This is a genomic window from Luteibacter sp. 9135 (assembly GCF_000745005.1).
GTDB lineage: Bacteria > Pseudomonadota > Gammaproteobacteria > Xanthomonadales > Rhodanobacteraceae > Luteibacter.
Genome location: NZ_JQNB01000001.1, coordinates 2,684,900 through 2,706,488 on the forward strand (window position 1 = coordinate 2,684,900; position 21,589 = coordinate 2,706,488).

Here is a 21,589-nt window from a genome sequence, read left to right on the forward strand (position 1 = left end):
CCCATGCGGTACGTGGCGCCGACGCGGCAATCGCTCGAGCGGAGCGTGCTCGCGTCGCCGCCGCTGTCGTGCTGGCGCGACTACGCCACGCTGCTGGGTGGGGAGGCGTGGCCCGATATCGCAGCCCTGAACGCGCTGCTGCCGGCAGACGCCGACGTGCACTTCGTCACCCAGGACAAGGCACTGCTCGACGACGGCCTGCATTACGAGGAACGCATCGCGCATCGCCGTGCCATCGCCACGCGGCCGGACAACTGGCACGACCTGATCAACGCCCTGGTATGGCTGCGCTATCCGGCGCTGAAACGCGCGCTCAATGCGCGGCAGATGGCGGAGATCGCCGTGATGGGGCGGCGGGAGCGCTCACGGCCGCAATGCGCCCTGACGCATTTCGACGAGGCGGGGATGATCGTCACGCTGCGTGAGCCGGCCATGCTGGCGGCCTGGGATGCCCACGACTGGACCACGCTGTTCTGGACGCACCGCGAAGCGTGGCTGACTGGCGGGGCCCGCGTCGAGGTGTTCGGTCATGCCTTGCTTGAGCACGCACTGACGCCCGGCAAGCTGCTGGTCGGCAAGGCCCTCGTGGTGATGGGGGAGGGCGATGCGCGGGCGATCTGTGCGGACGCCATCGCCGCCGGCAGCGTTCTCAACGACCCGCAGGAACTGAGGCCACTGCCCGTGTCCGGTGTGCCTGGCTGGCATGTCGAGACGGATCGGCCGTCGTTCTACACGACGGCACCGTGTTTCCAGCCCCTGCGCGAAGGTCGGACCTATCCGTTACCGCTTTGACGCCGGATCGGCCAGGCCGTGGTCGCGCACGTAGTCGCCCAGCAGGCTGTCGTGGTCGACGCCCAGCTTGCGCATGGCGTCGCGCTTCTGCCGGCTGATGGTCTTTACCGACTTGCCTTCGCGGTCGGCGATCTGTTGCAGCGACATGCCGGCGACGAAGGCGCGGATGACTTCCGTTTCGCGCGGGGATAGCGGCGCACCCGGCATGGCCACCGAGGTGTCGTCAGCCTCGTTGAGGATGTCGAGCAGGGTTTCGCTGAGGTAGGTTTCACCGTCCGCGACGGCGCGCGCGGCCGTGGCCAGTTCGTCCATCGGGGCGCGCTTGTCGACGATGCCGCGCGCGCCGCGCCCCAGCATGGATTGCAGGGCGGCCGGACGGTTGATCATCGTCAGCACGATGAGCGCGACATGCGGATAATCCCGGTTGATGGTTTCCAGGAGGGGAAATCCATCGTCCTGCCGATCGCTCGGCATGAGAAAATCCGTAATGACGACATCGCAGGCGCGGTCGGCCAGCATGGCCAGGAGTTCGTCCGCGGCCTTGGCCGCACCGACCACTTCGACGTGCGCGTTCTCCAGCGCAAGCCGCCCCCCAACAAGAACGAGGGGGTGATCGTCTGCCAGAATGACCTTGAGTGGCATGCCTTGCGTTCTCCTGAATACGTTGCGATACAGCGGGCTTCGACTCGATTATGCCCATGAAGGTTACCTTGACGAAGCCTCCCGTGTGATCCGACGCCTGTTCCCGTTAATGCTGCTTGTGCTCGCCCGCATGGCCATGGCCATGCCGGATGTGCCGTTGCGCCCTGCCGACGCGGAATGGCTGCGCCATCATCCGGTGCTCATCGTGGGGGCGTATCCGGAGGGCTACCCGCCTTTCGAGGAACTGCGCGACGGCGAGCTGGAAGGCCTGGGCCCGGATTACCTGCGCGAACTGGCCGGCGAGCTGGGCGTGACGCTGCAGACGCGGGAATACCCCAGCTGGCCGGCGTTGCTGGCCGCGCTGGCGAAAGGCGAGATCGACGTGGCGACCTCGGTCACCCCGCTCGAACAGGGCATGCCGGGTATCCGGGTGGGCGCCACGTACTTCGAATCGCTTCCCGCGCTGGTGGAGCGCATCGATGCGCCCATCGTCCATCGCCCGGGCGACCTGCGCGGCAAGCGGCTGGCGGTGCACACCGGGTATTTCGACATCGCCGCGCTGCGCCGCGAGTTGCCCGATACCACGCTGGTGGAGACGGCCTCCACCGCGGAGGCGCTGGGCCGGGTAAGCCGGGGCGATGTGGATGCCTACCTGGACAACCCTTATTCGGCGCGCGAGTTCGTCGCGCGCCTGCGCCTGGACCACGAATTGCGCGTCGGCAGCCCCGTGGCGCTGCCGATCAGCGCGCTGGCCTTCGCGGTGCCGGCCTCCCGTGCACCGCTGGGCCGCGCGCTTGATCACGCCCTGGGCGAACTCACGGCCGCCGACCACGGCCGCCTGCGCGCGCGCTGGGTGGGGCGCGACATCGCTCCGCGGCCCCGCGAGGCCGGTATTCCGCTGAGCGAGAAGGAAAAAGACTGGCTGCGGGCGCTGCCGCCGCTGCGCCTGGGCGTGGACCCCAGCTATGCGCCTTTCAGCCTGATCACCGGCCGGGGCGAGGCGGAGGGTCTGTCGCTGGATTACGTGCGCGAAATCGCCGCGGAACTGGGCATCCGGGTCACCCAGGTGCCCAGCGAGAACTGGGCCGGCACCGTGGAGCGCGTGCACCGAGGCGAGGTGGATGTGGTGGCCGCGATCAATCCGCAGAGCGCCACGGCACCCTTCCTGGAGCCGAGCGTGCCCTACCTCGACTTCCCGATCATGATCGTCACCCGCGAAGGGGCACCCACCATCGCCGGTCGCGACGACCTCGCCGGCAAGCGCGTGCTGGGCAACACGACCCGTGAGCCGATCCGCCGGCTGCTGTCGCGTATCCCGGGCGTCCAGGTGGTGTCGGTCGATACCGAGGCGGAAGGCTTGCGCCGGCTCGCGGCGGGCGAGGGCGATGCGTTCGTCGGCAACCTGGCCTCCGTGGATTACCTGATCCGCGACAACTTCCTCGGCCAGCTCAAGGTGGCCGCGCCCACGGGCGACAGCGAGGCCATCGCCATCGGCGTGCGGCGCGAGCTCGCGCCGCTGGTGCCGCTGATCAACCGCGTGCTGGTCAACCTGTCGACGCACCGCCAGCAGGAGATCCGCAACACCTGGTTCGCCTCGCATTACGTGGTCGGCCCCACCTGGCGCGAGATCGCCGGACGCGTGGCGCCGTTCGTGGCGGTGTTGCTGGCCTCGTTGATCGCGATCAGCTACGCCTACCTCAACCTGCGTCGCGAGACTCGCCGGCGCGAACGCACGGAGCGGCGCCTCGCCGAGGTCACTGCCCACGTGCCCGCGGTGGTGTACGAAGCGGTGCGCGGTCTCGACGGCACGTATGCCATGGCCTACGTGGGCGGCGATCCGCAAAGCATCCTCGGCATGGAGCCCGGCCAGTTGCTGGCCGCGGGCGAGGCCATGCTGGCGCCCGTGCCGGAAGACGACCGCGAGGCCCTGCGCGCCGCCTTCGAGCGTTCGGCGCGTGAGCTCACGCCATTGCATGTCACCGTGCGCGCGCACGTCGGCGGGCGCACGCGCTACCTCAGCTCCGACGCGGTACCGCTGGCCGCCGCCGACGGCAGCGTGCGTTGGAACGGCTACTGGGTGGATGTAACCGCACAGGAGCTGGCCTCCCGCGGCATGGCGCATGCCCGCGACGAAGCCGAGGCCGCCACGCGTGCCAAGAGCGACTTCCTGGCCACGATCAGCCACGAGATCCGCACGCCGATGAACGGCGTGATCGGCCTGCTCGACGTGCTGGAACGCACGTCGCTGGATACCGACCAGCGCAAGATGGTCTCGACCATCGAGCACTCAGCGGAAGCCCTGCTGCACATCCTCGACGACGTGCTGGATTTCTCCAAGATCGAAGCGGGGCACCTCACCTTCGACCCGCGTCCGGCCGATCCGCGCGGCATCGTCGAAGGCGCCATGGCGATCATGGCGGCGCAGGCGGAATCCAAGGGACTGCGCCTGGAGGCCTCGTTCGATCCGGCGCTGGCCCCGGCGCTGACCGTCGACGACGGGCGCCTGCGCCAGGTGTTGCTCAACCTGCTGGGCAATGCGATCAAGTTCACGGCCGAAGGCTCGGTGCTCATGGCGGTACACGTGGATGAACACCACGGCGCACGCCAGCGCCTGCGTTTCGTCGTGCGCGACACCGGCATCGGCATCCATGCGGCCAAGCTGCGGCACGTGTTCGCGCCGTTCAGCCAGGCCGAATCCTCGACCACCCGCCGTTTCGGCGGCACCGGCCTGGGCCTGACCATCGCCCGGCGACTGGTCGAACGCATGGGCGGCCACATCGTCATCGAGAGCGAGCCTGGGCAGGGCACCACGGTCACCGTCACCCTGGAACTGATGATCGCCGAGGTGCCCGTGCCCGCGCAGGCGCAGGGTGGCGATGCGTCCGTAGCGTCGGTGCCGGCGCGCGATGCACGGATCCTGCTGGCGGAAGACCATCCGGTGAACCAGGAGCTGGTCCGCGTGCAGCTGGCCTTGCGCGGCTACCGCTGCGACGTGGTGGACGATGGCGTGGCCGCGCTGGAGGCTCTGGCCGCGCGGGAATACGACCTGTTGCTGGTGGACTGCCACATGCCGCGTATGGACGGCTATGCGGTGGCAACGGAGGTGCGTCGTCGTGAAGCCGGGAGCACGCGCCACCTGCCCATCGTGGCGATGACCGCGGATGCGCGCGCCGAGCAGCGCGAGCTGTGCCGCGCCGCGGGGATGGACGACCTGCTGCGCAAGCCGATCCGGCTGGACGCCTTCCACGCGGCCGTGGCCCGTTGGCTCGGCGACGAGCGTATACCCGATGTGGACATGGACCGGATGCGTCGCGCGTTCGGTTCGGACGAGAACATCGCCAGCGTCATCGATGCCGGCGTGCAGGCCACGCGCGAGGCGCTGGCGCGGTTGGATGCGGTGGCCGTGCATGCCGAGACAGAGGCCGTGGCCGGCTGGATTCATCACGTGCTCGGGGGCGTGCACGTGTTCGGGCACTCGCCGGTGGGCCACCGGGGCGAACGCATGGAGCTCGCCCTGCGCGAAGGCGCCGCGGTGGATGACGATGCGTTGCGCGACTTCGCCGCGGATGTCGCCACGTTCACCGATGGGCTGGAGCGCCTCGCGATTCGCCTGCGCCGGAACGCGCCCGCCCCGCCGGACGCTCAGTCGTAGGACACGTCCATGATCGCGAAGCGCGTGCGCCCGCCGGGCAGTTCCGCGTCGAACTCGTCGTCCAGGCGTTTCTTCAGCACGGCGCGAGCCATGGGCGAGTCGATGCTGATCCAGCCCTTGCGTGCGTCGGTCTCGTCGGGCCCGACGATGCGATAACGCACCGTCTCGCCGCTTTCCACGTTTTCCAGGGTCATCGTGGCGCCGAAGAACACGGCGTCGCGTTGCGAGGGCGCGGCCTCGACCACCTTCAGCGCCGGGATGCGCTTGCTGAGGTAGTGTGCGCGACGATCGATCTCGCCGAGCTGCTTCTTCCGATAGGTGTACTCGGCGTTTTCCGACCGATCGCCCTCGGCGGCGGCCGCGGCCAGCGCCTTGACCACTTCGGGCCGCACCGTGTGCCACAGGTGGTCCAGTTCGGCCTTCAGGCGTTCGAATCCCTCGCGCGTGATGATCGCGGTGGACGAGGGGGAGGGCGGGCGCCAGCGACTCATGGCGTCGCCTTCGGAACCAGGGATATGCGCGCGCCGCCGCCTAGCGCATAGCGGACGCCCGTCAGGGCTCGCTGCGGAAAAAGTGTGTCGGCGTCGGCGAGGGCATGGCGCGGCATGGCTAATCCTTAAGAATCTCCTGAACAAGTGTACGCAACGATATGCCGTTACGAGAAAAATCGTCATATGCCCGCTTGAGTCCGGGGCGTGCGGCGGGTAACGTGGCCGCCACTGCCTGACCCTGAGTCCCTACATGTCCTTTCGCGTGCCGCGTCCGCTTCTCTTGCTTCCCCTGGCGGTCCTCGCCGGTTGCGCTTCCAGCGGCGGTACACCGCGCGCGGGCAAGGTCACGCCCCAGGTCAATGCCCTCTACGACCGCATGAACCAGGCCAGCAAGGGCTACGAGGCGGCCATCGACCAGGCGCGTCGCGGCGATACCCCACAGGCGGCGCAGACGCGCAAGCAGGCCCTCGACCAGCTCAAGGATGCCTCCGCCCGCTGCAGCCTTACCCCGGGCTGCGATCCCCAGCGTTTCGCCGCCGTTTTCGACCGGCTGCTGCGTCTTAAGGATGGCAGCTTCATCGAGGGCGAGGACGCCGACGATACCGAGCAGGGTGCCGAGGTGGGCGTACAGCCCGGCGACGCCAACCTGCCCGGATCGGTGGCGGTCGGCTCGCTGCCCGCGGCGCAGCGTAGCGTCACCATGTTGAAGGGCCACCAGTTCTCCGACCTGATGGTGATGAACGGGCCGGTCAAGGCGGCGCTGGAGCTGTGGCTGACGCAGCTGCGGCCCAACCTGATGGACGCCTACGTCAACTACCAGATGATGCGTTACAAGATGTGGCCGGCCTACAAGAAGGCCGACCTTCCCGAGGCGCTGCTGTTCGGCATCATGGCCAAGGAATCCGGCGGCAAGGTGCATGCGGTGTCGCGCTCGGGCGCGTCGGGCCCCCTGCAGTTCATGTACGCCACAGGCCTGCGTTTCGGCCTCAGCAACGCCGACGGCTTCGACCAGCGCTTCGATCCGACCATGGCCGCGCAGGCCAACGCGGAGTACATCGACGAACAGCTGGCCGCGTTCAACAACAACCTGGAAATGACCCTGGCCGCCTATAACGGCGGGGAAGGGCGCATGCGCCGCATTGCCGCCGGCAGCCCGGGTGCCAGCTTCTACGATCCGCAGATCTACGGGCAGATGTCGGCCGAAACCCGCGATTACGTGCCCATGGTACTGGCCGCCGCCTGGCTGTTCCTGCATCCGGACAGCTACCACCTGCGCTGGCCCAAGATCGACGGTGAGCCGGGCCAGATCGTGCTCAAGCGACCGGCCTCGCTGTCGGAGCTGACAATCTGCCTGGGCTCGTCGCAGGACATGCCCGAGGGCTGGTTTCGCACGCTGCGCAACCTCAATCCGCGCCTCGACCCGCAGATCAGCCAGCCGGTGGGTGCGCGCCTGGAGGTCCCCAAGCAACTGGAGAAAGCCTACGCGTCCAGCTGTGCCGACGGCCCTTGGCCCATCCTCGCGTCCGACCTGCACAACGCGGCGAAGATCGTCGCGCCGCCGCCGCCCGCCGCGACCTCGGCCGCTCTGGCCGGTGGCGGATCGTCGTCGTCCTCATCGTCGCGGGCGTCATCGTCCGCCTCGCGCAGCTACACCGTGCGCAGCGGCGACACGCTGGTCAGCATCGCGCGCAAGAGCAGCTGCGCGGATGTCGAGGACATCGCACGCCTGAACGGCCTCAAGGGCCACCAGTTGAAGGTAGGGCAATCCATCCGCGTGCCGGTCTGCCGGTAAGCGGTAAGGGCCCCGTATTACGCCAGCGCGCTGGGCGCCATCCAGCGCGAAGACGCCTCGCGCGTATCCGACGTGGACAGTTCCTTGATCTGTCGCATCAGCCGGAGGATCTGGCGATGCAGTTCATCCATGCCCGGACGGCGTGAGCCCAGGGTCTCGTGGTAGACCGCGGCGACCCACAGGGCGACGCCACGCGCGGCAATCAGCGGATTGTCCGACCGCGCCTTGCCCAGGCCCACTTCGGGGCCGTGGCCATGGGCACTGTAGCGCTCGTCGGGCGGCGTGCCGTAGCGGTGAGGGAAATCGCAGGCCGCGGCCTGCTCCATCTCGCGCCTGACCAGCTGCTGCAGGTCGGCATGGGCCCGGACCGGCAGGGAAAGCACCACGCGCTCGATATCGGCAAGCTGTCGACGCAGGCGGATCTCGCGGCTCACGGCAATGAGATGGGTGACCAGGCGCATGATGACTTACCTCGGGCTGACGCTTTCAGCAGGCACCGGGTTCCTCCCCCATGGAGTGGCCGGTCGCCGGGAGCATACCCCCTGAGCATCCCGAAATGAAGATATTTTCGTCACTTTGTGACGCGGGAGGTCAGTCGTGGGGTCGCGCACCGACCCAGCGGCCGAGGCGCTGCCCGACCATGACCTGCTGTTGGGGCTGTAGGTCGTCCAGGGCGTAGCCCTCGGGAAGGAGCAGGATGACGGTGGAGCCCATGTTGAACCGGGCCATTTCGCCGAAGCGCTCCAGGGCCACGCCGCGCCCGCGACAGTCCTTGCGGATGATGGACGAGGCATAGGGTGGGATGGCCATGCCGTCCCAGACGGTGGCCACGCTGGAGACCAGGATCGCCCCGACCATCACCGAGACGAACGGCCCGTGTTCGCCGTCGAAATGGCAGACCAGGCGCTCGTTGCGGGCGAAAAGGCGCGGGATGTCCTGCACCGCGAATGGTGCGACGCTGAAGATCCGGCCCGGCACGTGGGTGGTGCCGGTAAGGGTGCCGGCCAGCGGCATGTGCACGCGGTGGTAATCGCGCGGCGAGAGGTAAACCGTGACGAAGCTGCCATTGCGGAAAGGTACGGCGGCGGCGTCGTCGCCCAGCAGCTCGGCGGCGGTGTATTCCTGGCCCTTGGCCTGGAAGATACGGCCGTCACGAATCCGGCCGGACTGGCTGATTCGGCCGTCGGCCGGGCACAGCAGGGTCGTGGGATCGTCGTCCGGGCGGCGCGCGCCCGGTTTCAGCTTGCGGGTGAAGAACGCATTGAAGTGCTGGTAGGCCAGCGGGTCCGGCTGCGCGGCCTGGCTCATGTCCACGTCGTAGCGCTGGACGATCTCCCGGATGAGGAAGTTCTTCCAGGGCGCCCATGCCCAGCGCGTCGCCCAATAGACGATCCGCGAGAGGAACCGGTGCGGGAGGATGTACTGCAGCAGGACCTTTGGCTTCATCGGGGGAGTATAGGCGACCGCCGGCCCTCGCCGCAGCGCCCCGGCTACTTCACCACCGGCAGCTCCAGCCAGGTGCCGTCGGCGCCGCCGCGGAACACCTTTTGCGTAGCCTTTTTATAGTCGCCCGGCTTCGCATTGAAGATATTCGGCACGAACGTCTGCGGGTTGCGGTCGTACAGCGGAAACCAGCTGGACTGGACCTGCACCATCACGCGGTGCCCGGGCAGGAAGACGTGGTTCACCGTGGGCAGCGGAAAGCGATAGGCCTGGGCCTTGCCTGGTACCAGGGCTTTCGCGGTGGCGTAGCCCTCGCGGTAGCGCCCGCGGAAGATCTCCATGGCCACCGGCAACTGGTAGCCACCCATGGACGGTTCCGCTTCCACCTCGTCCGGGTAGACGTCGATCAGCTTCACCACCCAGTCGCTGTCGGTGCCGCTGGTGGAAGCGAGCAGGTGGACCAGGGGCTCGCCAGCGATGCCCATCGGCTGGGTCAGCACCGGCGACACGTAGGTCAGCACATCGGTGCGCGTGGCGAACTGACGCTGGTCGTCCACCAGCCATTCGGGCCAGCTGTCTTCACGGTCGGCCACGCCGTGCGACCACGACTGGATGGGACGCATGCGGTACGGCACCGGCTTCGCCGGATCGGACACATAGGCGTCCTCGCCCGTCGCGGGTGCCGTCGTGCCAAACGTGCCGTCCGCGCCCACGAACCAGCGTTGCATCGTCGGCGCGCAGCCCGTGCGGCAAGCGGACGGCCAGGTGTCCAGCTGGCGCCAGGTGTTCGCGCCGGTGACGAAGGCGTTGACCGGTGCGATGTCCGCGCGCGGCGCATCATCCTTCAGGTAGCGGGCGAGGAACGGTCGCAGGATCGTCTGGCGAAACGTGGTGGCCGTGTTGCTGCCCAGGTCGATCGCACCGATGGTGTTGCCCTTCTCCCAGGTCTTGGCGTGGCGCCAGGGACCCAGCACGAGCCAAAGTTTCTCGTGGTTCGGGTCGCGCGGGGCCAGCGCCCGGTACACGGCCATGTCGCCGTAATTGTCTTCCTGGTCCCACAGGCTGTGCACGAGCATGGTCGGCACGGTCATGGGCTCGTTCGCTGCGACCTTGTCCAGCGCCTGGTCCGACCAGAAGCTGTCGTAGGCGGGGTGCGCCAGGATCTTCTGCCAGAACCCCAGGGCTTCCATGCCGTAGGCACGGCCGATGTCGCCGGCGGAGCCGCCCTTGAGATAAAGGTCGTAGTCGTCGCGGTAGCCGGTGCTCCAGCCGATGTCGCTGCCGCGCGAGTTCACCATGCCGTAGATGTAGGGAATCATCTGCTGGCGGAACGCGCCGCGATGGAACCAGTCGTCGCCCATCCAGCCGTCGATCATCGGGTTGATCGGCACGGCCACCTTGAGGGCGGGATGGGGGCGGATGGTGGCGACCATCGCCTCGAAACCGTCGTAGGAGATGCCGATGATGCCGACCTTGCCGTTGGACTCCGGCACGTGCTTCACCAGCCAGTCGATCGTGTCGTAGATGTCGGACGATTCGTCGATGGCGGTGGGGTTGCCGTGGCCGATCGGCGGCCGGTTCATGACGAAGTCGCCTTCCGAACCGTGCTTGCCGCGAATGTCCTGGATCACGCGGATATAGCCGTCCTGCACCACGACGTCGGCCGGGTTGTCGTAGCCGCGCAGGGTGCTGTCCAGGTGGGGGCTGTCGTTGCGGTGGCCCATGCCGTCCGCGCCGTAGGGCGTGCGCGTGAGCAGGATGCCGGCATGCGTGCTTCCTTTGGGCACCAGGATCACGGTGTGCAGTTTCACACCGTCGCGCATGGGAATCTCGACGGTGCGGCGCACGTAGTCGAAACCGGTGTCGGTGGGAACGAAGTGTGCCGGCGTTTCGGTCGGCAGGGGAGTGTCCGGGGCCGTGTCGCCGAACGCCGGGGTCGCGAGGACCCCGGCGGCCAGTGCGACGATGGCCAGTCGCAGGAGTGGATGCATGGCGGTTCCGTCAGAAGTCGTAGGTGACGCCGAAACGTGCGTAGCGCGGCTGGGTGTAACCGATGACCTGCTGGTAGCCGTCGTTCACCGAGTTCTTGCTGCCCGACACCGGGTTGCTGCGCTGCGAGCGTTGCTGGTTCAGCGCGTTGAATACCGAGGCGGTGAAGGCCAGCTTGCGATCGGCCCATAGCGGACGGTATTCGATGTTGACGTCGACCAGTTCCTCCCACGGCTCGCGACCCTTTGCGCCATACGCCGACGGCTCGCCGAAGCAGAAGTGGTAGTAGCTGCCGTAGCCGGACGGGTCGCTCTCGTCCGCACCGTAGCGGCCCAGGCAGGACTTCGGCAGGCCCGACTGGATCAGCAGGTTGGCCGAGACCATCCATTCCGGCGCGACCTGGTACGAGCCGTACAGCTTGATCTGGTGCTTGCGGTCGTTGGCGAGGTAGCCGTTGGCGTAGTTCATCAGCGTGGCGTAGTCCCAGTCACGCGAGGCGGCCACCGAACCCTGGCCCACATCCGAGCGCACCTGGCCTTCGGTGTTGCCGTAGCTGCGCGAATACAGGTAATCGACCTTGCCCGACCACGTGCCGTCGAACGGATGCGACAGGTACAGGTCCAGCCCGTAGTAGTTGCGCTTGAGGTGCGGGAAGCCGAAGTCGGCGTTGGTCACGGTGACATCGGTGTAGCCGCCGCTGGCCTTGGCCAGCTGGTAGACGTTGGCCCGGCCCGGATTGGACAGGTAGCAGCTGCCTACCGTCACTGCGTCGATGTCCGCCCCCTGGGCCACCGCAGCGCGCGTGATCGCACCGTTGTCGCACACGTCGTCCAGTGCGTTGCGCAGCTTGCGCACCGTGGCCTTCGCGCCGGCCACCCAACTGGGATCGAGCTGCTTGTCCAGGCCGAGGATGTATTCGTCCTGGTACTCGGACTTGATGTTCTTCGCGCTGACCGTCTTCGGGTCGGGCGGCTGGCCGTATTCGCCGTTGGGCGATACCGCGCCGCCGGTGGCTGACTGCACGAAGGTGACCCCGGTGGGCAGGCCGCCGGCGTCGATACCCGTATAGGTGAAGTACTGGTTGGTGGCCAGCGACCCGGACGAGGTGCGCAGCGCGACCGAGGCGGGCATGGCCAGGAAATAGCGTCCCGCGTTGCCGTACACCTTCATGCTCGAGTCGCCATTCACGTCCCAGCTGAAGCCGAGGCGCGGCGCCCACTGCGGCTTGGTGAGCTTCAGGTACGGCTGCCCGGCGGGGTTGTAGTTGGTGAACTGGTCGTTGCGCAGGCCCAGCGAGAGCAACAGGCGGTCGGTGACCTGCCAGTCGTCCATGACGTATTGCGCGCGCTGCTTCACGCGCACCGAGGCCAGCGTGTTGTAGTGCCGGTAATACCCGTAGTAACCCGTCTGGCCGCCGGGATAATTGGCCGGCTTGTCGACGAACGGGCTGTCGCTGATGTTGAGGTTGGGATCGCCCTTGGCATACCAAAGTTCGTAACCGTCGCCGCCGATGGTGGTGCCATCGTCGATGTCACGCGAGTCCTGGTTGTCGATGCCCGCGGTGATCGAGTGGTCGCCGGCCTTGTAGTTCAGGTCCACGCGCAGGTTGCGGTTGGTCGACTGGTGATCGGGGTTGTCCACCGTGTCCAGCGTCTGCCCGTTGCTGATCGGCGTGCCGCCGTTCAAGGCCGGGTTCTGCTGGCTGACGTTGCCCAGGAACGGGCCGGTGACGCCGGTGGCCGGCGGTTCGTTGTAGTAAGTCAGCTTCGACTTGCCGTACAGCGCGGTGAGGGTCAGGTTGTCGGTGATGTAGCTGGTGAACTTGGCCGAATAAACCATGGCGCGGGTCTTGTACGTCGAATCGGTGCTGGCGAAATCGCCCACCGTGTTCGTGTCGTAGTCATAATTGTACTTGTTGCCGTTGGAACGGTGGGTCTGGTTGACGCCGGTCAGCTCGAGGATATTGCTGTCGTTGATGTTCCAGTCCAGCTTGCCGTACCACTTCGGGTCCTTGTACGTGTAACGGGTGTCGTAGGCGTGGTTGACGTCGCCGATGCTGTTGCCCTTGCTGCGCTGCATTTCCACCGCGGCGAAGGCGTAAAGCGTGTCCTTGATCAGGGGGCCGCCGGCATACGCGCTGACCGTGGTGCTCCACTCGTGGTTGTCGTCGTTGCGCTGGTTGATCGTGCCCGGTGGCGCGGGGTTGTCGTGGCCGTAGGTGATGTTGCGTGCGCTGGCGCGCGCGAAATCCGGCTCCCACAACACCTGCACACCGAAGTGCCATTCGTTGGTGCCGCGCTTGCCCACCTGGCTTATGACGCCGCCGTCCGAGCGGCCGTACATCGCCGAGTAGCCGCCGCTGAGTATTTCCTGCTGGTCCACCGCGCCATAGGGCAGGGTGACGCCGCCGAAGCCGCTGAGCGGGTCGGTGGTGTTCATGCCGTTGATGTAATACGCGTTCTCGGAGACCGCGGAACCCGCGAAGCTGACCAGACTGCCGCCGAACGCGTTCTGGAAACCGGAATAGCCGGGCGAGGCGCCCGGTGCCAGCAGGGCGATCGCCTCGGCCGAGCGCTGCAGCGGCAGGCGCGCCATGTCGGCCGCCGTGATCACGGTGCTGGAGGCGACGGTGGCGACGTCGATCTTCGCCACCTGCGTGGCCGAGACGGTTACCTGGTCGAGCTGCTGTGCCGAGGCCGACGAGCCGGCGGACGCGAACGAGACATCGGTGGCTGCACCGACGCGCAGGGTGACGTTGTCACGCGAATCGATCACCTGGCCGTTGGCCTTGAGTGACACCTTGTACGTGGCCAGCGGCAGCGCCTCGGCGACATAACGGCCGCGCGGATCGACGGCCACCTCGCGGGTGAGGCCGTTGCTGCCTTCGATCAGCACGGTTTCCCCGGCGGCGACCGGCGCGCTGCCAGCGATGCGGCCGGTGGTGGCCTGGCCGTAGGCCACGCCGGTGAGCGAAGCCGCGACGGCGGCACATAACAGGCTGCGTCGAAGATAAGGACGGGGAATCATGGGTTGCTCCGGGAAGGACAGATAAGGACAAGGGTGGGTCGGCCGTCCTGGCGCATGGTTTTCGGGTCAGGCATAGGCGATATCGCCGACGGCTTTGCCGAGGGCGGCGATACCGCGGGATTTTTCCGCGCGCCGGTCGGTGACCAGCAGGTCGATGCGATCCGCGGGGCACCAGGCGACGCGACTGCGCACGCCGATCTTGGAATGGTCGGCGGCAATGACGATGCGTCGCGCGTTCGCGCACATGGCGCGTGCGATCTCGGCTTCTTCCATCTCGAAACTGCTGGCGCCCGCCTTGGCATCGATGCCCACCGGCGAGAGGATCACCATGTGCGGCTGGTAGCGCCCGATCTCGGCGATGGTGCCCGAGCCGTTGGTGCAGCCGATCTGCGCATCGAAGCGTCCGCCCAGCAGGTGCACGTCGTTCCCGGGACGCGAGGCGAAGCGCGCGGCCACGTCCACCGCGTTGGTGACGATGGTGAGCCCGGTACGGGTGGCCAGCGCTTCGGCCACCAGGTTCATCGTGCTGCCGGCGTCCATGAAGATGGTCTGTCCGCTCTCGACCAGGCTGGCCACCTTCCGCGCGATGGCGCGTTTTTCGCGAACGCGGGTGGCGTGGCGCACGGCGATCGGCGGTTCGTCGCCGGTGAGCACGGCACCGCCGTGTACGCGACGGATCTCGCCGCGGGCGGCCAGTTCGACCAGGTCGCGGCGGATCGTCTCGCGCGACACGCCCAGCTCGGTCACGATGCGCTCGACGGATACCTGGCCGCTGGTGCTGAGCAGGTCACGGATACGGGTGTGTCGTTCTTCATGCCACATGGCGTCGGTCCCTGAGTGTGTGGAGGAGAAGGCGCATGGCGCCGAGTGCGAGGCCGCCGGCGGCCACCACGCATGTCGCGTAGGCAGCGGCCGGGGCGAGGAAGCCGTTTTCGTCCAGGCGCATCACCGACACCGAGGCCAGGCCCAGGTCGGCGGTCACCAGGAAGATCACGCCCGACAGCGTCACCATCGAGCGCATGAACAGGTAGAAGAACGCCGAGATCGCGGCTGGCGCCGCGAACGGCAGCACGGCGTCGCGCAGCACGTGGCGCGTATCGCCGCCGCACACGGCCACCGCATCTTCCAGGGCGTCGGGCACGCGGCGCATGCCCGTCTGCATCGTCAGGAAGGTGGGTGCGTGATAGTGGTAGAGGCTGCATGCCGCCACGATCGCCACGCTGCCGTACAGCCATGTCGACAGCACGCCATGGTTGAACGCCAGTACGTAGCCCAGGCCCAGCACCATGCCGGGAACGGCGGCGGGCAGGGCCGCCAGTACCTGCAGTGGGCGGGCCAGCCATCCGGGCAGGCGACGCAGGCCGGCCGACAGCATGAACACGCCGACCACACCGACGGTCGCGGCGAGCAGCGACATGCCCACCGACGTCGCCACGGGTCCGTAGCCTTCCGGCATGCCGCCCAGGTAGTTGGCGAGGGTGAGCGTGCGATCGTACGGCCACAGCCTGACCACGCTCACGTACACCACCGTGCCCAGGGTAACGACGATCGACAGCGCCGCCAGCGCGGCAACCCCGCCCAGGGCGGCGTCACGCCAGGGATGCCGTTCCGGCCGCAGCGCATGGCCGGGGCTGGCGTCGCCCAGGTCCTGCCGGCGTCGCGCCAGTCGTCCCAGCCACACCGACAACAGCGCCGGTGCCAGCAGCAGCATGCCCAGCGTGGCGCCCATGGCGAAATCGCGCTGGCCCACCACCTCGCTGTAGATCTCCATGGCCAGCACGCGGTAGTTGCCACCGACCACCACGGCGCTGCCGAAGTCGGTCAGCGTCTCGGTGAAGACCAGGAAGGCGGCGGCCCAGAGGGCGAAGCGAATCCGCGGCAGGGTCACGTCGACGAACTGCCGCCAGGGCGTGGCACCCATCGACGCCGCGGCGTCGTAATGACGTGCGGGCGTGCGTTCCAGCGCGGCCGAGACGATCACGACCACCTGCGGCAGGCCATACATCAGGTTGGCCAGCAGCAGGCCCCAGAAACCGTAGATATCGGTGGGCCAGCCGGTCAGCCGATGCACGAGGCCGTTGCGTCCCAGCAGGCAGACCAGGCCGAGGCCGAGCACCAGCGAGGGCGCCAGCATGGGCAGCAGCAGCGCGCCGCGGATCAGCACCTTGCCGGGCAGGCGCGAGCGGTGCAGGGCCATCGCCACGCACAGGCCGATGGCGAGGGTGCCCAAGGTGGTGGTCGCGCCGATGACCACGCTGTGCCATGCCGCACGCGGCAGGCCGGGGTCGTCCAGCAGCCGGGCGTAGTTGTCCAGCGTGAGCGTGCCCCCGTCGTCCACGAGGCTGCGCATCAACACGCTCAGCAAGGGATGCAGGAAGAACACGCACAGGCCCAGCAACGGCAGCGCCACCATCGGCAGGCCGGGCAGCAGCGAACGCTTCATGTCGTCACCCAGGCGCCGCGCGATACATCGACGGTCACGGCCTCGCCTTGCGCCAGCGTGCTGCGGCCCGACAGTTCGGTGAGCAGCGAGCGACCGCGCCAGGCGACGCGGGCGTGCGCGAGGCTGCCCAGGAAGGTCAGTTCCTCGACCACGCCTTCGCCGTGCGGGTCGGCGGCGATCGTGAGGTCTTCCGGGCGCACGCACAGCTCGAACGTGGCATCCGCGCCGGGCGGCCGTCGTTCGAGGAAGGCGGGCAGGGCGTCCCGCACCAGATCCGTCGGCAGCAGGTTGGCCTTGCCGATGAAGCCGGCGACGAAGCGCGTGCGCGGCCGCTCGTAGAGGCATCGCGGCGAGCCGACCTGTTCCACGCGCCCTTCGTTCATGCAGACCACGGTGTCGGCCATGGACAAGGCCTCGTCCTGGTCGTGGGTGACCATGAGCGTCGGAATACCCAGCGATCGCTGCAATGAACGGATCTCCGCACGCAACTGCGCACGGATGGCCGGATCCAGCGCCGACAGCGGCTCGTCCAGCAGCAGCATGGCCGGGTCGCTGGCCAGGGCGCGTGCCAGGGCGACGCGCTGCTGTTGTCCGCCGGACAACTGATCGGGAAAACGCGCGTGCAGGTCGCCCATGCCGACGCGGGCCAGCAGGTCGCTCGTGCGCGCGGCGATCGCGGCGTGGCTCTCGCGACGCAGGCGCATCGGGTACCCGATGTTGGCTGCGACGGTCATGTCGGGAAACAGCGAGTACGACTGGAACACCAGGCCCATGCGTCGATCGCGTGGCGGCAGCGCGGTGATGTCCCGGTCGCCCAGGATCACGCGCCCGCGGTCGGGCGGCGTGAGGCCGGCGACGATGCGCAGCAGGGTCGTCTTGCCGCAGCCGCTGGGGCCGAGCAGGCAGACCAGGTCGCTTTCGCCGGCCTGGAAGGACACGCCGTCGAGCACGGTGTGACCGCTCCAAGCCTTGGTTATGTCGTCGATGCGAAGGTGCATGGTCCCCTGGTCTCCGATGGCCGCGGCGTCAGCGCGTCGATCGTTTGTAGCGGTCGATGAGCGCGGCGCGTTCGCGCGCCGCGCCGGCGAAGTCACGTGCGGGCAGGGTGGCGACGACGTCGGCCGGCAGGCCCTGCCGTTGCTGTTCGGCACTGGGCACGCTGCCGGGTGCGGCCACGATTTCCTTGAAGCCGCGATAGAGGGCGGCCGCTTGCGGGGATGCCGTCCAGTCGAGGAACCGGCGTGCCTCCGCCGCGTGCGCGGAACCTTTCATCAGCGCCGAACCTTCCAGTTCGTAACCCGCGCCGTCGGCCGGGATCACCATGGTGATCGGATAGCCCTGGCGGATGGACTGCATGGCGGAAAAGGCGAACGAGATACCGATGGGAAATTCACCGATGCGCGCCAGCTTGCAGGGCGCGGAGCCGGATAGCGTGACCTGCCCGACGTTGCGAGCGATGGCCGTCACCAGCACCATGCCGCGGGCATCGCGCCCCGCGTCGGTGAGTGAGGACAGCACCATGTAACCCGTGCCGGAGGATGCCGGATCGGGCATGGCGACCTGGCCGCGGTAACGGGGCGATGCCAGGTCGCGCCAGGTACGCGGCATGGGCAGGCCGCGCTCGGCCAGTGCTTCCCGGTTGACGCACAGCGCCGCGAGATAGCCGGTAGGGGCGAACCAGGTGTTGTCCGCTCCACGAAAACGTGCGGGCATGGCGTCGATGTGCTCGCCATGGACCGGCGTCAGCAGCGGGGCGATGCGCGGATCGAGCAGGTCGGTCACGGCCATGCCCCAGATCGCGTCGTTGCGTGGTTGTGCGGATTCCGCCAGCAGGCGTGCGGCAAGATCGCCGCTGGAAAGACGCAGCACATGGATGTCCAGATCCGGCAAGGCATGCCTGGCCGCATCCAGGTAGCTGGCTATCTCGTCGCTTTCCAGCGCGGAATACACGGTGACCTGGCCCGCCTGCGCCACGCCGCAGGCCATGCCCAGGGCGACTGTCATGGCAATGCTGCGGAATGGACGCATGGATGGCCCTATGCTGTGCGCGGGTTGTCTTCCACCTGAGGGGGTACCATACCCCACCCATGTGGCATTTTGGGTATATTTGCAAAGCTGTGGTTTTACTTCCAGCAGAGAATTTTCGTTTTTGTCATCCCACCGAAACGTGTTGCCGCTAAGGGGCGCACGGCCAATCCCAGGAGTTCTGTCGATGGAATCGTTGTCCGCCGCCGGGCGGAAGGAGTTCGAGGCATTCGCCACCGGCATCGCCGATAACGCCCGCGCGCTGTCGTTGCCGCGATTTCGTCGGCCCGTCGACGTCACCCTCAAGGGCGACATGAGCCCCGTGACCGCCGTGGACCGCGGCGTGGAATCGATGCTGCGCGAGCGCATCGAGCACGCCTGGCCCACCCATGGTTTGCTCGGTGAGGAATACGGCGCCACGCGCACGGACGCGGAATTCGTCTGGTCGATCGACCCGATCGACGGCACCCGCAGCTTCATCTCCGGCTGGCCGCTGTGGGGCACCCTGCTGGCGCTGCTGCATCGGGGCCGCCCCGTCATGGGCCTGCTCGACATGCCCGCCCTGGACGAACGCTGGATCGGTCACGTGGGGGTCGGTACCACCATGAACGGGCGGCCATGCCGCACCACGGGCTGCGAGGCCCTGGCCGATGCCACGCTCTACACCACCACGCCGGACATGTTCGACGCGGCGGAGTGGGCACGCTTCGATCGCACCAGCCGTGCGGCCTATAGCCGTCGCTTCGGCGGTGATTGCTACGGCTACGGCATGCTGGCCTCCGGGCATATCGATGCCGTGATCGAGGCGAACCTCATGCCGTACGACTACCTGGCCATCGCGCCGGTGGTGCAGGCGGCCGGTGGGGTCATGACCGACTGGGAAGGCCGCGACCTGGGCCTCGACAGCGGTGGCCGCGTCGTCGCCGCAGCCACGCCTGCCCTGCACCGGGCGATCATCGCTTCACTGCAACAGGACTGACCTGCATGGTCTCGCGCGATCGTCGCCGTTTCCTCCAGGCTACCGGCACCAGCGTCGTCGCCTCGCTGGTGGCGCAGGGGTTCCCGGCTGCGATCGCACGCGCGCTTGCCACGGCGCCCGATCGACGCACGGGCAGCATCGCCGACGTCGAGCACGTAGTCATCCTCATGCAGGAAAACCGCTCGTTCGATCACTATTTCGGTAGCCTGCGTGGGGTGCGTGGGTTTGGCGACACGCGCGTGCTGGAGTTGGGCAACGGCGATCCGGTTTGGAAGCAACCGGTGGCCACGTCGCACACCAGGGTATGGAAGCCGCGTGGATTGGCCGACGACGTGGCCTGGGTCTATCCCTTCCACCTGGATACCCGTGCCAGCGGCGACCATCACGAAGGCACGGATCATGGGTGGAGCACCGGACACGGCGCCTGGAACCTGGGCCGCAACGATCGCTGGATCGAGCAGAAGCAGGATGTGCTGACCATGGCCTACCTGCGTCGTGAGGACGCCGCATTCCACTATGCGTTGGCCGACGCGTTCACCGTGTGCGATGCGTACCACGCCTCCGCGCTGGGCGACACCGCGATCAACCGCATCTACCTGTGGAGCGGCTCGTGCGATCCGTCGGGGCGCCTGGGGCGCAAGTCGAACGGCCCGGGTACCGAAGAACGTGCGGACACCAACGGATATACGTGGACGACCTACCCCGAACGCCTGGAGAAAGCGGGCATCCGCTGGCGCGTCTACCAGGGCGGCACGGGCGAGCCGGGTTCGCCCACCGACAATTACACCGACAACTCGCTGGAGTTCTTCGCCGCCTACCAGGTGAAGGAGGGCGCGGACCCGCACGGCGCGCTGGTGCGCAACGGTGCCTCCACCCACACCTTGCGCGAACTGCGCGACGACGTGATCCACGGCCGGCTGCCGCAGGTCAGCTGGATCGTCGCGCCTTATCAATACAGCGAACATCCCACCTCATCCCCAGCCGACGGCGCGTTCTACATCCGCCGCGTGCTCGATGCACTCACCGTCAACCCGAAAGTGTGGTCGCGCACGGTGCTGTTCCTCAACTACGACGAGAACGACGGTTTCTTCGATCATGTGGTGCCGCCGGCGCCGCCGTTGCGCAGCGAGGAAAACGCGCAGGGCAGGGTGTCGGACGATCTGGTCGCCGGGCTCGACGACGAGATCATGGACCTGGATGCGCACCCGCGCATCTCCGCGCCCATCGTTCCCGGCAGCGATCCGCGCGGCCGGCAACCGGTCGGCCTGGGCAACCGCGTGCCGATGATCGTGGTGTCGCCGTGGACCCGCGGCGGTTGGGTGTGCTCGGAAACCTTCGACCACACCTCGGTGCTGCGCTTCCTCGAAAAACGCTTCGGCGTGGAGGAGCCGAACATTAGTGCGTGGCGTCGCTCGATCTGCGGCGACCTGACCAGCGCCTTCGACTTCGCGGGCAAGGTCGACGAGCGCATGCCGACGCTGGGTGTGCCGGAAGGCTCCAACGGCAAGGCACCGATCCAGGTGCCGCGCACGCCGTCGATGCCGGTGCAGGAAGCCGGCACCCGCCCGTCGCGGGCGTTGGGTTATGCCTGGACTATTCAGCACACGCTGGATGGCGAAAGCAGCCGCATCGTCTTCGAGAACACCGGGCGCCTGGGCGCGGCCTTCCTCGTCTACGACGGTTTGCAGCGCGACGCGCCGCCGCGTCGCTACGCGGTGAGCGCGGGCACGCGCGTGGCGGATCGGTGGGACATGCCACACGCCGGCGATGCCTACGATCGCCGCATCCATGGCCCGCAGTCGTTTCTCGCACATCTTCGCGGATCGAGGCAGCACATGATCGAAGCGTCGGTGTCGGGCGTCGGCGGTGAGCGCCGGCTCGACGTGCACCTGAGCAACCGCGGGCGCCTGCCGGTCGAGGTTCGCGTGACGGAGCGATACGGTGGCGAGTCGGCGCATCGTGTCGTCGTCGAGCCGGGCAGTGAATCGACTTTTCCGCTGGAACTGGGTGCCAGCGCGGGGTGGTACGACGTGAGGATCGATCTGCCCGACGCACCTCGATACCTGCGTCGGTTTGCCGGGCATCACGATGACGGAAAGCCGGCGACGAGCGATCCGGGCTACGGTGCAGCGCATCGACTAGCCGTTTCGCAATGATCAGCGATGACTGGAAGGGCTCGCCGTCATTGGCGGTCGTTTTCTCTGCGGAGAGGAGGCGTCGGGCGGTCACCCTCTGCGCTCGAGCAGCGGCCGCAAGCGGCCGAACTCGCTCAGAGGATGACCCCCCGACACCTCCCAGACGACTGAGGTTGCGG

General features: G+C 67.8%; 15 protein-coding genes. 5 read left to right on the forward strand and 10 right to left on the reverse strand.

Going from position 1 to position 21,589, the window contains the following annotated elements; genetic code table 11:
• The first annotated feature begins 3 nt into the window (after positions 1 to 3).
• Complete coding sequence (locus FA89_RS11565) at positions 4 to 792, forward strand: DUF3025 domain-containing protein (RefSeq protein WP_036140737.1); 789 nt, start codon at positions 4 to 6, stop codon at positions 790 to 792.
• On the opposite strand, the gene FA89_RS11570 is transcribed toward FA89_RS11565, so the two are convergent.
• The gene (locus FA89_RS11570) at positions 781 to 1,434 is read right to left on the reverse strand and encodes a response regulator (protein WP_036140738.1); all 654 of its coding nucleotides are present in this window, start codon (positions 1,432 to 1,434) and stop codon (positions 781 to 783) included. The two genes, FA89_RS11565 and FA89_RS11570, sit on opposite strands and share 12 nt — an antisense overlap.
• Positions 1,435 to 1,543: 109 nt before the next feature.
• Here FA89_RS11570 and FA89_RS11575 point away from each other — a divergent pair, with 109 nt between their 5' ends.
• On the forward strand, positions 1,544 to 5,086 hold the full coding sequence (locus FA89_RS11575; protein ID WP_036140739.1) for an ATP-binding protein: 3,543 nt from the start codon (positions 1,544 to 1,546) through the stop codon (positions 5,084 to 5,086).
• Here FA89_RS11575 and greB read toward each other — a convergent pair.
• Positions 5,077 to 5,577: a transcription elongation factor GreB gene (greB, locus tag FA89_RS11580; protein ID WP_036140740.1), complete on the reverse strand. Its 501-nt coding sequence runs from the start codon at positions 5,575 to 5,577 to the stop codon at positions 5,077 to 5,079. The two genes, FA89_RS11575 and greB, sit on opposite strands and share 10 nt — an antisense overlap.
• 250 nt (positions 5,578 to 5,827) lie before the next feature.
• Between greB and FA89_RS11585 the strand changes: the two genes are divergently transcribed.
• Complete coding sequence (locus tag FA89_RS11585; RefSeq protein ID WP_036140741.1) at positions 5,828 to 7,369, forward strand: transglycosylase SLT domain-containing protein; 1,542 nt, start codon at positions 5,828 to 5,830, stop codon at positions 7,367 to 7,369.
• Positions 7,370 to 7,386: 17 nt separating this feature from the next.
• Here the strand turns inward: FA89_RS11585 and FA89_RS11590 are convergent, their stop codons facing one another.
• The 8 genes from FA89_RS11590 to FA89_RS11625 form a co-directional block, all read right to left on the reverse strand.
• The gene (locus FA89_RS11590; protein WP_036140742.1) at positions 7,387 to 7,830 is read right to left on the reverse strand and encodes a hypothetical protein; all 444 of its coding nucleotides are present in this window, start codon (positions 7,828 to 7,830) and stop codon (positions 7,387 to 7,389) included.
• Positions 7,831 to 7,960: 130 nt separating this feature from the next.
• Positions 7,961 to 8,815 carry an archaetidylserine decarboxylase gene (gene asd, locus FA89_RS11595; RefSeq protein ID WP_036140743.1) on the reverse strand — a complete coding sequence of 285 codons (855 nt, stop codon included), beginning with the start codon at positions 8,813 to 8,815 and terminating at the stop codon, positions 7,961 to 7,963.
• Between the two features lie 44 nt (positions 8,816 to 8,859).
• Positions 8,860 to 10,803 (reverse strand): CocE/NonD family hydrolase, encoded by a 1,944-nt coding sequence (locus FA89_RS11600; protein ID WP_036140744.1) that lies wholly within the window; start codon positions 10,801 to 10,803, stop codon positions 8,860 to 8,862.
• Between the two features lie 10 nt (positions 10,804 to 10,813).
• On the reverse strand, positions 10,814 to 13,828 hold the full coding sequence (locus tag FA89_RS11605; RefSeq protein ID WP_036140745.1) for a TonB-dependent receptor: 3,015 nt from the start codon (positions 13,826 to 13,828) through the stop codon (positions 10,814 to 10,816).
• 66 nt (positions 13,829 to 13,894) lie between these two features.
• Positions 13,895 to 14,650, reverse strand: coding sequence for a DeoR/GlpR family DNA-binding transcription regulator (locus FA89_RS11610; RefSeq protein WP_036140746.1), 756 nt, complete (start codon positions 14,648 to 14,650; stop codon positions 13,895 to 13,897).
• A complete protein-coding gene (locus tag FA89_RS11615) occupies positions 14,640 to 16,271 on the reverse strand; it encodes an ABC transporter permease subunit (RefSeq protein WP_051938713.1) in 1,632 nt (543 codons plus the stop codon). Before FA89_RS11615 ends, FA89_RS11610 begins: the two co-directional genes overlap by 11 nt.
• On the reverse strand, positions 16,268 to 17,269 hold the full coding sequence (locus tag FA89_RS11620) for an ABC transporter ATP-binding protein (RefSeq protein ID WP_036140747.1): 1,002 nt from the start codon (positions 17,267 to 17,269) through the stop codon (positions 16,268 to 16,270). Before FA89_RS11620 ends, FA89_RS11615 begins: the two co-directional genes overlap by 4 nt.
• A 28-nt stretch (positions 17,270 to 17,297) precedes the next feature.
• The gene (locus tag FA89_RS11625; RefSeq protein WP_221174296.1) at positions 17,298 to 18,275 is read right to left on the reverse strand and encodes an ABC transporter substrate-binding protein; all 978 of its coding nucleotides are present in this window, start codon (positions 18,273 to 18,275) and stop codon (positions 17,298 to 17,300) included.
• A 208-nt stretch (positions 18,276 to 18,483) separates the two neighbouring features.
• On the opposite strand from FA89_RS11625, the gene hisN reads away from it, so the two are divergent.
• Both hisN and FA89_RS11635 read left to right on the forward strand, forming a co-directional pair.
• Positions 18,484 to 19,275 (forward strand): histidinol-phosphatase, encoded by a 792-nt coding sequence (hisN, locus tag FA89_RS11630; protein WP_036140749.1) that lies wholly within the window; start codon positions 18,484 to 18,486, stop codon positions 19,273 to 19,275.
• 5 nt (positions 19,276 to 19,280) lie between these two features.
• The gene (locus FA89_RS11635; protein WP_036140750.1) at positions 19,281 to 21,431 is read left to right on the forward strand and encodes a phosphocholine-specific phospholipase C; all 2,151 of its coding nucleotides are present in this window, start codon (positions 19,281 to 19,283) and stop codon (positions 21,429 to 21,431) included.
• Positions 21,432 to 21,589 lie beyond the last annotated feature (158 nt).